Source organism: Azoarcus sp. Soil_N_20 (assembly GCF_057656155.1).
In genome coordinates, this window is sequence record NZ_JBDGKX010000025.1 from 39,233 (window position 1) to 51,496 (window position 12,264).

Annotated in this window: 13 protein-coding genes; 11 read left to right on the forward strand and 2 right to left on the reverse strand. The window is 61.2% G+C overall.

The annotated features are described in order from the left end of the window. Positions 1-78: 78 nt before the first annotated feature. A complete protein-coding gene (locus tag AC3A35_RS26525; protein ID WP_487439553.1) occupies positions 79-339 on the reverse strand; it encodes a KTSC domain-containing protein in 261 nt (86 codons plus the stop codon). Between the two features lie 224 nt (positions 340-563). Here AC3A35_RS26525 and AC3A35_RS26530 point away from each other — a divergent pair, with 224 nt between their 5' ends. Together AC3A35_RS26530 and AC3A35_RS26535 are read left to right on the forward strand one after the other, a co-directional pair. Further along, the gene (locus AC3A35_RS26530; protein ID WP_487439554.1) at positions 564-1,253 is read left to right on the forward strand and encodes an extensin-like domain-containing protein; all 690 of its coding nucleotides are present in this window, start codon (positions 564-566) and stop codon (positions 1,251-1,253) included. Positions 1,254-1,350: 97 nt separating this feature from the next. Continuing rightward, entirely contained in the window at positions 1,351-2,184 is an 834-nt protein-coding gene (locus AC3A35_RS26535) for an AraC family transcriptional regulator (protein ID WP_487439555.1), read from the forward strand. A gap of 5 nt (positions 2,185-2,189) precedes the next feature. On the opposite strand, the gene AC3A35_RS26540 is transcribed toward AC3A35_RS26535, so the two are convergent. Then, positions 2,190-2,777: a LysE family translocator gene (locus AC3A35_RS26540; RefSeq protein WP_487439556.1), complete on the reverse strand. Its 588-nt coding sequence runs from the start codon at positions 2,775-2,777 to the stop codon at positions 2,190-2,192. A 361-nt stretch (positions 2,778-3,138) separates the two neighbouring features. On the opposite strand from AC3A35_RS26540, the gene AC3A35_RS26545 reads away from it, so the two are divergent. The 9 genes from AC3A35_RS26545 to AC3A35_RS26585 all read left to right on the forward strand — a co-directional run bounded on the left by AC3A35_RS26545 (position 3,139) and on the right by AC3A35_RS26585 (position 12,089). Continuing rightward, positions 3,139-3,915, forward strand: a complete 777-nt coding sequence (locus tag AC3A35_RS26545; protein ID WP_487439557.1) for a sterol desaturase family protein — start codon at positions 3,139-3,141, stop codon at positions 3,913-3,915. Beyond that, positions 3,887-4,846: a fatty acid desaturase gene (locus AC3A35_RS26550; RefSeq protein WP_487439558.1), complete on the forward strand. Its 960-nt coding sequence runs from the start codon at positions 3,887-3,889 to the stop codon at positions 4,844-4,846. Before AC3A35_RS26545 ends, AC3A35_RS26550 begins: the two co-directional genes overlap by 29 nt. Continuing rightward, on the forward strand, positions 4,846-6,771 hold the full coding sequence (locus tag AC3A35_RS26555) for an iron-containing redox enzyme family protein (protein ID WP_487439559.1): 1,926 nt from the start codon (positions 4,846-4,848) through the stop codon (positions 6,769-6,771). Before AC3A35_RS26550 ends, AC3A35_RS26555 begins: the two co-directional genes overlap by 1 nt. Further along, positions 6,768-7,673, forward strand: coding sequence for a DUF6999 family protein (locus tag AC3A35_RS26560; protein WP_487439560.1), 906 nt, complete (start codon positions 6,768-6,770; stop codon positions 7,671-7,673). The genes AC3A35_RS26555 and AC3A35_RS26560 overlap by 4 nt, the downstream gene beginning before the upstream one ends. Positions 7,674-8,121: 448 nt before the next feature. Beyond that, positions 8,122-8,556: an SET domain-containing protein-lysine N-methyltransferase gene (locus tag AC3A35_RS26565; protein WP_487439561.1), complete on the forward strand. Its 435-nt coding sequence runs from the start codon at positions 8,122-8,124 to the stop codon at positions 8,554-8,556. A gap of 90 nt (positions 8,557-8,646) precedes the next feature. Continuing rightward, on the forward strand, positions 8,647-9,147 hold the full coding sequence (locus tag AC3A35_RS26570) for a DUF2199 domain-containing protein (protein ID WP_487439562.1): 501 nt from the start codon (positions 8,647-8,649) through the stop codon (positions 9,145-9,147). A 334-nt stretch (positions 9,148-9,481) separates the two neighbouring features. Then, positions 9,482-10,057 carry a hypothetical protein gene (locus AC3A35_RS26575; RefSeq protein ID WP_487439563.1) on the forward strand — a complete coding sequence of 192 codons (576 nt, stop codon included), beginning with the start codon at positions 9,482-9,484 and terminating at the stop codon, positions 10,055-10,057. A gap of 205 nt (positions 10,058-10,262) precedes the next feature. Next, positions 10,263-10,874, forward strand: coding sequence for a hypothetical protein (locus AC3A35_RS26580; RefSeq protein ID WP_487439564.1), 612 nt, complete (start codon positions 10,263-10,265; stop codon positions 10,872-10,874). 72 nt (positions 10,875-10,946) lie between these two features. Continuing rightward, on the forward strand, positions 10,947-12,089 hold the full coding sequence (locus AC3A35_RS26585; RefSeq protein WP_487439565.1) for a protein kinase family protein: 1,143 nt from the start codon (positions 10,947-10,949) through the stop codon (positions 12,087-12,089). The last annotated feature ends 175 nt before the right edge of the window (positions 12,090-12,264 follow it).

Sequence of the window (12,264 nt, forward strand, 5' to 3'; positions counted from 1 at the left end):
TCGTTCCGATTCGTGGTTTCCGATCACAACGCTGCAGAGATCCGAAGCGCTTCCCTTGCTCGTGAAACCTGCCGAACCCTACTTCCTGAACAGCTCATCAAGCGGATTCGATTTCTCCGCCGCGTTCGCTGCGACCCGACGGCCGGCGAACTCCTCCTCGATGTTGTCGCGGTAATAGCTCCACGCCGAGCCGGAACCCGACAGCCGACGCCAGATCTCTTCCCCGACCCCCGCATACTCGATCGCGCTGCCATCGTCGAGTTCGACCCGCAGGGTGCGCGCCTGCCGATCGTATCCAATCGCGCGCAACTTCCCGGAACTGATGCGTTTCATCTCCATCACGGCCTCCTGCTGTCACTCATCCGACCGCCACCCGCGGCATCGACAAGGTCACGCTCGCCGTTCAAGCATCGGCCAAGCCGGGATCGTTGGCAAGACCGCCCGCAAGCGCCCGGGCAGCCCGAAAGCGATGGGCGTGGCCACGCCCGCGCTGAACCGAACCCCGTTGTCCCGGTCAAGCGGGTTGCGGATGTGCTGCGCGTCGACGTTGACAGGAGGATGGCTTGCGCCGCTTGCTGCTGTTTGTGGTGGTGTTTGCCCTGCTTGCGCTGCCCGTGGCCGTGTACCGGCAATGGCTCGACGTACCGGCGCGCTGGAACCCCTGGGCGCCGCTCGATATCAGGGAAACGCCGAACCTGCTGACCTCGTACAAGCTCTGGCGCCTGCAAGACGATCCGGCGCTGTGTCGGCAGGCCCTGGTCACCTCACCACTGCGCTATATCCCCCTGCCCGACAGCAGCGCGGATGCCGACTGCCCGCTGCACAACGTCCTGCGAGTGCAGGCCTCCGAACTGAAATTCAACACCAGCTTTGTCGCCAGCTGCCCGCTCGCGGCGGCCTTTGCCCTGTTCGAGCGACACCACCTGCAACCCGCCGCGCAAGCGGTGTTCGGTCAGCCGGTGGCGCTGGTCGAGCATGTCGGCAGCTTCGCCTGCCGGCGCGTCGCGGGCAGCCAACGGCGCAGTCAGCATGCATCGGCCAACGCGCTCGATATCGTCGGTTTCCGCCTGCGCGATGGCCGGCGCATCGGCGTGCTGCGCGACTGGACCACGGACGGCGACGAAGCACGCTTCCTGCGCCGGGTGCACGAAGGCGCCTGCGCCAGCTTCAACAGCACACTCGGCCCGGACTACAACGCCGCCCATCGCGATCACTTTCATGTCGACATGGGCCTGTACCGCATGTGTCGATAGCTCGCCCGAAACCACAGTGGGGAAAAAACCGCCTGCCCTTTACACATTTCCCGCCGGCGGTCGCACAATGCCTCACCCTTGGGATGCTGAATTACCCATGACACAAAGACAGCCCGACACCCATCTCTTCTGGCGCGACCCGGCGCTGCCCTTCATCGAGGCGCGCTCGGTCGACGACGGCCGCAAGGTCTGCTACGACCGCCATGCCCACCCGACCTTCTCGGTGGGGATCATCACCGGCGGCGAGTCGATCTACTGGAACCAAGGGCGACAGGCGCACGTCGGCCCGGGCACGGTCGTGCTGATGAACCCGGAGGACGTGCACGCCTGCAACCCGATTGCAGACCTCGCGTGGTCGTACCGCATGTTCTACGTGGACGTGGCCTGGCTCGCGCGCCGGCAGTACGGGCACGAGGACGCCGGCGCACGCGACTTTCGAGCCCTGGCCACGATCGTGAGCACCGACGCCGGCCTCTACCGCGGGCTGAACGCCCTGTTCGATACCCTCGCCGATCCCGACAGCGACGTGTTGTGCATGGAAAGCGCGGCGGTGGCTTACTTCGACACGCTTTGCCACCGGCTCGATCCAGTCGGCGACGAGCGCGACCTGCCGCCGAACCACCGGCTCGAACGGGCCGCCGACTTCATCGACGCCCACTGCACCGGCGCGCTGCAACTCGACGACATCTGCGCCGCATCCGGGCTGTCGCCCTCCTACCTGATCCGGGCCTTCAAGACGCGCTACGGCATGACCCCGCACGCCTGGCTCATCAACCGCCGCATCCGCTACGCGCAGACCGAACTCAAGCGCGGACGCCCGATCGCCGACGTCGCACTCGCCGCCGGCTTTGCCGACCAGGCCCATTTTCAGCGCCTGTTCAAACGCCACGTCGCCGCCACCCCGCGCCAATACACCGCACCTCGGCGCTAGCCACACTACAGCAGATACACCACGCTGCCGGCGATCACCGCGGCCATCAGCCGGTTGAACAGCCGCATGTTGCGCGCATCGTGCAGAAAGCGGCGCAGGAACAGGCCGGCCCCGGCCCAGCTCGCGATCGACACATAGCAGATCACGAAGTAGATCGCGGCGAACTGCCACAGCAAGCCGGTGTCGCCATTTGCGCAATAGACCCCGATGCCCGCGATCGCCGCGAGCCAGGCCTTGGGGTTGAGCCACTGCATGACCGCTCCGGCCAGCATCGACGGCCGCCCCTCGTCACCGCCGGACGACAGCTGCCCGTCATCGCGCGCGAGCTTGAACGCCATGTAGAGCAGAAACAGCACGCCGGCCCACTTGATCAGGCCGGCAAGCGGCGGCCAGCGCTCGATGAGTTCGTGCAGCCCGAACCCGGTCACGAGCAGCAGCAGAACGAAGCCGACCGTTGCCCCGGTGACGTGCCACATCGCGGCACGAAATCCGTAGCGCCCGCCGGACGCCAGCGCCACCAGATTGACCGGCCCCGGCGTGATCGAGGCCGCCACGGCAAAGCCGGCCATCGAGGTGAACAGCGCGGGTTCCATCGCTCACCCCCTCACCACGTGGGCCAACGCGGGACAAGTCGCCGCGCCGCGCGACCGCCTCCATGTCGACGCCCACGGAGGCGCCGTCGCGGCTGCGAGGGCGGGATCGGGGACAGGATCGGAATCGCGGATCGATGAATACGTAGTCACGGCGGAGTCGCTCCATGCAGGTGTGGTGAAAGCCAGGGCATGATCGCGATCCGCTGCGTCCGTGTATTGAAGGAAATTGCCCTGCGCCGGCCCTGCGCTGCCCATTGAGCCGGGCCACTGCCCGCATCACCCATTGGCATAAGGTGAGCATCGTCGCTTACACTCGCCCGGTCCGCCGACCTGCCCCCCGACCTGCCCACCCTCGCGCCCCATGCAAGCCTTCCTGCTCGAATCCCGCTGGTACGAGATCATCCTCGCCGGGTGGCTGTTCTTCGGTGCCATCTACCTGGGCTTCGGCGCCCTCACCTGGGTGCTGACCCGCCGCATCCTGCCCGCGCTCGGTCACGGCGGGCAGCTCGATCCGCGCCCGCTCGGCGCCGGCCAGCTGCGCCGCGAGCTGCTGCTGTCGGCCTCGTCGGTGGTGCTGTTCGGCGCCGGCATGATCTTTCCGTGGGGGCTGCTGCAGCTGGGCTGGGCGCGGCTGGCGGTGGAGCCCGCGTGGTGGCGCATCGTGCTGGAGATTCTGGTACTGGTGGTGTGGAACGAGGTGCACTTCTACGCCAACCACTGGCTGCTGCACACGCGCTGGCTGCGCCGCTTCCACCTGCCGCATCACCGCTCCATCGTCACCACGCCGTGGGCTACCTACAGCTTTCATCCGCTGGAGGCGGCGATGCTCGGCAACATCATCATCCTGCCCATGGTGGTGCACGATTTCGCCTTCGCCGCACTGCTGTCGGCGCCGCTGTTCAGCCTGCTGTTCAACTGCATCGGCCATTCCAACTACGACTTCCTGCCCGACGCCCACCGCGACCGCTGGTGGCTCAACGGCGCGCGCCGCCACCACCTGCACCACGCCTGCTTCAACGGCAACTACGGTTTCATGTTCCCGTTCATGGATCGCCTGTTCGGCACCGCCTTGCCGCCGGACGCGGCGCACCAACGCATCGCCCGCGACCTTGCCCGCCAGGCCGGCCGTGCTGCTTAACCGGCGCGACCTCCAAAGTCTGGCCTACATGGCGGCACTGCCGGCGCTCGCCGCGTGGCAGTGGGTGCACGGCATCGCGCTGCCCCTGTATGCGGCGATGCTGTTCCTGACACTGGGCACCGGCGTCATCCACCACAACCACACCCATCGCAGGATGTGGCGCAGCAAGCGCCTGAACCGCCTCACCGACCTGTGGCTGACGCTGCTGCAGGGCCACCCGACCTATGTGTTCTACCCGGCCCACGTCGCCAACCACCACCGCTACCGCCACGGCCCGCTGGATGTCGCCCGCACCTACCGTTTCGGCGGCGACACCAACCATCTGTGGGGCTACCTGATCCACCCGCTGCAGGCGGTGGGTGTGCTCTACCCGCTGTTCGTGCGCTGGCTGCTGGCCCAGCGCCGGCGCGGCTCGGGCGCCTGGCGCCACGCGCTGCACCAGTACGCCGCGGTCGCGCTGCTGTGGGGCACACTGGCCGCGATCGATACCGAGAAGTGGCTGCTGCTGGTACTGCTGCCGCAACTGCACGGCCTGCACTGGCTGCTCGCCACCAACTACCTGCAGCACGCCCACGCCGACGGCCACTCGCGCACCAACTACGCGCGCAACTTCGAAGGCTGGGTGAATCCGTTGCTGTTCAACATCGGCCTGCACACCGCTCACCACGAACACCCGCGGGCGCACTGGTCCGAACTCACCCGCCTGCACCGCGACTACCGCGACCACGTCGACCCGCGCCTGAACGCCGGCGGCCTGCTGCCCTACATGTTCCGCAGCTTCGTCCTTGCCTTGTTCGTGCCCCGTCTGCGCAGCCGCAGCCTGATGGCCACCGGCGACACGGCCCCGATCGCCCCTTCCGCCCCCTCCCATAACAACGACCATCGCCCCGTCGCCCCCGCGCCGGCCGCGCCCCCCTCGGAGACCGCCTGATGCCCACCCGTTTCGACCACGTCTATGTCGAGGCCGCCGGCTTCCACCTGCCCGGCCCGCCCATCGGCAACGACGAGATGGACGCCTACATCGCCCCGCTCAACCGCCTCTCCGGCCGCATCAAGGCGCGCATCCTGGGCGAGAACGGCATCGTGCAGCGCCACTACGCGATCGACGCCGAGGGCAACACCACGATGTCGCATGCCCAGCTCGCCGCCGCCGCGATCCGCGACTGCCTGGCGCGCACCGACGTCGACCTGGCCGACGCCGGCCTGCTCGCGGTGGGCTCGTCCGGCGGCGACGCACTGATGCCCGGCTTTGCCAGCATGATCCACGGCGAACTCGGCGCGCCGCCGATGGAAACGCTCTCCAGCCAGGGCATCTGCGCCGCCGGCGTGCTGGCGATCAAGCACGCCGCGCAGGCGATCGAGCTCGGCGAACACCGGCACGCGATCGCCGCCGCGGCCGAGATGCCCTCGCGCATGTTCAAGAAGAGCCGCTTCGCCCCGCGCGGCTACGACGCCGACTTCGACGCCCACTTCCTGCGCTGGATGCTGTCCGACGGCGCCGGCGCGCTGCTGCTCACCCGCAGCCCGGGCGCGCGCAAGGGCCTGCGCCTCAAGCTCAAGTGGGTGCACCAGAAAAGCTTCGCCGGCGACTACCCGGTGTGCATGCAGCTCGGCCTGTCGCCCGACCGCAGCACCTCCTTCCTCGACTATCCGTCCTCGTCCGCAGCCGAGGCCGACGGCGCGCTCGCCATCCGCCAGGACATCCGCCTGCTGCCCCATTTGTTCGACGTCTCGATCCACGAATACGTCAAGCTTGTGCGCGAAGGCTGGGTGGATTCCGCCACGGTCGACCACTTCCTTTGCCATTACTCGTCGGCGCGCTTCATCCCGGTGGTGGAAGACCTGCTCGACAAGGCCGGCCTGAGCATCCCGCGCGAGCGCTGGTACAGCAACCTCGCCACCCGCGGCAACACCGGCGCGGCTTCGATCTACATCATGCTGGCCGAATTCCTCGACAGCCGCGAGCTGCACCCGGGCGAGCAGATCTTCTGCTTCATCCCCGAATCCGGCCGCATCAGCGCCGCCTACATGCTGCTCGAAGTCGAAGCCGCCGATGCGTCGAACAGCGCGCCGAACAGCACCCCGCAAAACGCACAAACCGCATCACGCCTCGCCCAGCCCGCAACCGCCCCCTCCGCGCTCGCGGTTGAACTGCCCGCCCCGCCGCACGACCCCGACGACGCCCCCGCCCACCTGCGCCACCTGCTCACCCATCTGGCCGGCATCTGGCACGACTACCGCTCGGAAGTGTGGCGCACGCCGGTGGTGCACAAACTCGTCGCCGGCCGCTTCACCGTCGCCGACTACCGCAGCTGGACCGCGCAATGGGTGCCGCAGGTGCGCGAAGGCAGCAAGTGGATGCGCGAAGCGGTGGCCTCGCTCAGCGCCCCCTTCGCCGCACTCGGCGCACTGATCGAAACCCATGCCGGCGAAGAACAGCAGGACTTCCGCATCCTGTACGAGGATTACCTCGCCGCCGGCGGCACCGCGCCGCTCGATGCGCTGCGCCGCAACCCGGGCGGCGAGGCGCTCAACGCCTACCTGCACGCGCTCGCCGCCACCGACAACCCGCTCGGCCTGCTCGGCGCCATCTACATCATCGAAGGCACCGGCCAGCGCATCGTGCCCGCGCTGCTGCCGCTGCTGCGCCGCCAGCTCGAACTGCCGCCCGCCGCCTTCCGCTTCCTCGACTACCACGGCACCAACGACCAGCACCACCTGCAGCGCTGGCTCGCCGCGGTCGAGCTCGCCATCGCCGTCGACCCGGACGCCGCCCGCCACATCCTCGGCACCGCGCGCCGCACCGCCCAGCTCTACCTGATGCAGTTCCACGACATCCTGGACACTGAAGCGTGAAGCCCGCCCCCGACTTCCTCACCCGCGCCCACGACCCGCGCGACCCCAGCCCCTGGCTCGCGCTCTACCTCGACCAGAGCACGCCCCTGCCCGACCCGGTCAAGGCCGCGTGGCTGGCAGATTCCAGCTCGGTGTCGCGGCAGTTCCTGCTGCCCTTCGTGCGCCCGCTGGCCCGCGCCTTCATCGTGCTGATCCAAGTCGTCAAGCTGCTGCTACCCAAGCGCTGGGCCGCCTCGCGCAAACTGCACTGGCTGCTCGCCGAAGGCATGAAGCGCTTCGTCTCGCCCGAGGCCAACTGGCTGGTGCTGCGCCACTTCACCCTCGGCGCCCAGATCCTGGAATTTATCGCCCGCAACTCGCCCATCCCCGTCGAAACCAGCCCGATCACCCCGGTCGCGCTCGACGAGCTCAAAGACGAGCTTTTCCTCAAGCACGACCTCAACCTGTTCAACTTCGTCATCCGCCTCAACCAGGCGCTGCGCGACGGCAATCAAACCCTCGGCCTCGTCGCCCAGCCCGACCTCAGCATGATCACCGACCCCGCCGTCCGCCTCGACGCCATGCCCGACGCCAAGCTCAACTTCATGGACCTGCAGACCGCGATCGAATGCTTCACCCCGATCTACCAGCTCTTCCTCACCGACAACGACTTCTGGCGCGCGGCCAACTCGCTGCAGCTGGACGAAACCATCGGCATCTACGCCGCGATCATACTCGGCGCACCGCAGCACCTGATCCTGCTCAACAACAAGCACCCGCTGGTGCCGATGAGCACGCTGCGAGCGGGGTATCGGCTGGTGCTGCATGGCTTGTCGACGGAGATGCTGCATGCGTTGCTGATGCGGATGAAGGTGGCGCAGGTGGGTGCGCGATCGGAGGCAGACGCGGACGGTGCGTCTTGAAAGGCTCGAACAGACCCTGAAATGCTGGCGCGGCTGGCGTTTCAGCGAGGACAGTCTTGACGGGGCCTGAAGCGAGATGTCCGATCCGTGATCTATGTCATACCGGGCGGCTATGCCAAAACACTGAAGGCCGTGCTTTGGCTTAAGATACACGCCTGTAACAAGACGTTGCGGCGAACGGCGGCCGTTGGCGAGCAGACTGGAGAAGTCTTATGTGGCGCTTGTCGATGGCGTGTTTGCGGTGCCGGACAAGCAAGCGGACGGATGGGGAAAGCGCAGTCCGAACACACGACGGGTTTGCCTGCTGCGTATGCACTTTTCAAGATTACGAAAAGTTGGGTAAAGCGATGTTTTCAATGACAAATGAACATAATGGATCTCTGGCTTTATTCGTCAGATTTCCCACTTACGCAGCAGGCTTGCTGTCTACAACACGTTAGGCAAAAGCATGCGTTCACAACCAGCCATTGGATATGTCAAAGATACCGGGACTGCTATTGGTCGCGGAGTCTATGCAAACCGATCAATTTCTCCAGGGGAAATAGTGGAGATCTGCCCTGTAATCCTCGTATCAGGAGACTTTGATGATCTGCCCACAGAAATACGTCATATAGTTTTCAACTGGAATGCCCTAGCCAAAATGAGTGACTTTCATGCAATCGCACTTGGTTATGGCAGTATGTACAACCACTCAAACCCAGCCAACCTACGCTATGAGGCTTGTGGTAATGGTCAATTTTTACGGTTCATCGCTGTATCTCAAATAACAAAAGACACTGAATTAACTGTCAATTACAACGCGCTCGGAGGGCATCCAACCTCCGATAAAGACACATGGTTTGAGGATAATGAAATTGAGCCAATACAACGGCTTACTGAGTAACCTCATGCCTAACAATCGGTTCAAGTCGTTCGCTTCGCTCACTCGGGACCGGCTAAAGCCGGCCCCTTAGCCTGAACCATGGGCGTCACAATGACTGGCTTCGTCTGCGCCACTTGCGGGCAATATCACGATGAGTTGCCAATGTGCTTTGGTGCTAGGGCACCCGCACTTTGGCTTTCCCTGCCGGAGGCTGAGCGCAGTTCTCGCGGCGAACTTACCTCCGACCAATGTGTGTTGGATGACAAGCACTTTTTTGTCCTCGGTCGCATTCTTCTCCCTGTCATCGATGGGCCTGGCCCGTTCATTTGGCTTGCATGGGTCTCGCTGAGCGAGAAGAGCTTTCTTCGGGCAAGCGAACTTTGGCATAGCAAAGGGCGCGAAACGGAGCCTCCGTATTTTGGTTGGCTGCAAAGTGCGTTGCCCTACGAGCCCACCACTTTGAGTCTCAAGACCAGCGTCCAAACCATGCCTGTTGGCGAGCGTCCCAACATTGTTCTGGAGCCCTCCGACCATCCGCTGTCACTTGAACAGCAGCAGGGCATCACAATGGCTCGCGTGCAGCAAATTGCCGAGGCTTGTCTTCATGGGTAGCACGACGCCCAACATCACAATCCACCGGACCTCCGGCAAGCTGCGCTTGCCTTCGTCCGGTGATTTTCAACGTTAGGATTTTCCACTTGTAGTCTCTGAAAGGATGGCTTTGATAGAAAAAATACTCGGTGCATTAGCGCCAGGTTGGGTGGGATCTTTAATTGGCCTAGGAGGAATCATTGCGGCTGTAGTTACCTACGTTCTAACCCGCCAGCGATCCATTCTCGCGTACAGGACCTTGGGTGACAGGTTACTCGGGCATGCGGAGGCAAAGCTTCCCGCCGAGGTAACCGTTCAGTACAAGGGACGACCCATACCGAGGCTTACCAGGTCTTTGATTGTTCTTTGGAACGCAGGCGAACAAACGATCGATGGTAAAGGCGTAGTGAGGGCCGACCCTCTAAGATTAGAAGTTAGCCAGGATGCAGAAATTCTTTCAGCATCAATTCTTAAACACTCCAGGGATGTGACAGGTATTCGCGTCAATACATCTAGCGAACAATCAAATGCAGCAACGATTACTTTTGACTTCCTCGATCGCGGTGATGGCGCCGTATTGGAAGTTCTGCATTCCAGTGAAAGAAGGCATCTTTCGCTATTAGGAACGCTTCGAGGCATGCCAAATGGACCCAAGGACTTGGGGCGGGTGATTTCCCGTCGCATAACAGCAAGGGCCTTCCCTCTCAAGATGTCCCCGCGACTCCTTGCCGCAATGGTGACCATTGCTGGCGTTGGAATTGGCCTATTCGGGCTACTGTTCCCATTTACGGAGGCTACTGTACCTGTTCAACGACCCACGAGTGTCATATTGTTTCTCGCTGGGATTCTCTATGTCGGACTTGGGATTTTTCTATTTTGGATTCTTCGGCGTCGTTATCCCAAAGCCCTACAAATAGATGATCTCGAATAATTCATATCCTAACTTTCCGGTCAACCTGACAACCGAAAGCGGTGCGCTCTTCGAACGAGCCGCCTCGCGCGGTTGCAGGTTACTTACACGTTAGACCTCGCCAATGTCATTTCATCGCCAACTCATTTCGGAGATACAGGAGGTCCCATTCCCTCTAGAACATCTCGATGACCTAAAACAACTTGGGCCGTTGATGATCGAGGGAATGGAACGCGATGGACTTCCGACTGAGAGTGGCAACATAGATTTGGGAAAGCTTACTGAGCCTCTTGATCGAGCGTTCTTCCTGTTTATGTGGATTTCCGAGAACAATGGCGTGATTGATAACCTAAATATGGTTCTTAACGACATGCGCTCGCTCCCAACGGATTACGTTCTATTTCGAGGATCACCTAAGACCAGGTTCTACCTGCTTGTCAGAACCTATTTCCACGAGTTTTATCGGTTTCGAGAAATTCACAGCCAAGTTGTTAAGGCTGCTGCGGATCGCGGATACGTCAAGAAGGAAGAGGTTCCACTAGTTCGAAAGGCATTTCACGACGCATTTCAAACAACGATCGAGTTGCGAAACTCCCTTGTTCATGGATCGCCGACATGGAAAGGGCAGGATCACTTTGACCTGAATCTCGTTTCTATGGCTTGGGAGCGTGGATATGCGCTGAAGGATCAAAAGACAGGAGCGATTACGGAGATCGGAGATGTCCTGAAGGGCATATGCAACAGCACCGCGGATGCACTTCGCGACGAGGGAGTTCGAATGTCGAGTCTTCTTAAGAACCTCGTGAGGATATATGTCGGCATTCTCGCCGAGGTCTAACTTTTCAGTCGAGCGGACCTGCGCGAAAAGCCGCGCAGGCCACTCACTTCCACGTTAGATTTCTGAAGCGCCATGACAACCGCACTTACACCTGGATCGGTTATTCCGTTTTTGCGACGCCGAGATTACGTTCTAGTGAAACGCCTAGGCAGCGGCGCGTGCGGGGAGACTGTTCTACTTCGTGACGATGTGATTGAGAGCAATTTCGTTTGCAAGAAATACTCGCCAATCATCGAATCGCTCCGCCAAGAACTCTTCAAGAATTTTTTGAGAGAAATAAAATTGTTGCACGAAGTGCACCATCAAAACGTCGTTCGCGTTTTCAATTATTACGTCTACCCGGAAAAGCTAACCGGCTATATCCTTATGGAGTATGTGCAAGGGTCGGATATTGAAGAGCACCTTGGTTTTAAGCCAGAAACGGTCAACGAAGTATTTATTCAGGCGATCGATGGTTTTGCTTACCTAGAGTCCTCACAAATTCTTCACCGAGACATTCGTCCACAAAACATTATGGTGCGTGACGATGGGATACTGAAGATAATCGATCTTGGGTTTGGAAAGCGCGTTGAGGCTACGGTGGATTTTGACAAGAGCATTAGTTTAAATTGGTGGTGCGAACCGCCGCTTGAATTTGCAGCGGGAGTTTACGATCACTCTACTGAAGTTTATTTTGTAGCCAAGCTCTTTGAGAAACTGATCACAGAAATTGGCATTGAGCAATTCAAGCACACTGCATTGCTTGAGCGTATGTGTCGCCGAGACCCTGCAGAAAGAATCTCTTCCTTCCTTGAGGCAAAAAATGAACTGACCCTTCGGCGGTCGGAAGATATTGACTTTGAAGAACATGAGCAAAACGCTTATAGATACTTCGCAAATGCGGTCATCGAACATGTAACGAAGATCGAAGAAGGAACAAAATATATAAACGATCTAGATCGAATCAGGAGTCAACTAGAGGCCGCGTACCGAAACTGCATGTTGGAGACTGAGATTCCAGATTGCGCGCCTATGCTCAGAACACTTATGTCTGGACAGTACTACTACAGAAAGCAAGGTTTTGCGACATGGATACTTAAAGACTTTCTTCAATTTCTTCGAGGCGCCCCGCTAGAAAAGCAGCGGATTGCACTCGCCAATCTTCACGCACGTCTAAATGCCGTAAAACGTTACGTCGAGCCAATGCCGGGGTTTGATGATGACATTCCGTTCTAGCTAAATTGAATCTAACAATTCCGTCGAGAGGGACCGCCCACAAGCTGCGCTTGTGGATTCCCTTCGCGGCTTCGCCGCTACGGCGGCCCCTCACGTCAAACGTTGAGGCTGTAGAAAAAGGCCGGCGACGGCGCGCACCCCGATGCCTTCGGTATAATTCGGCAACCCCTCCCGG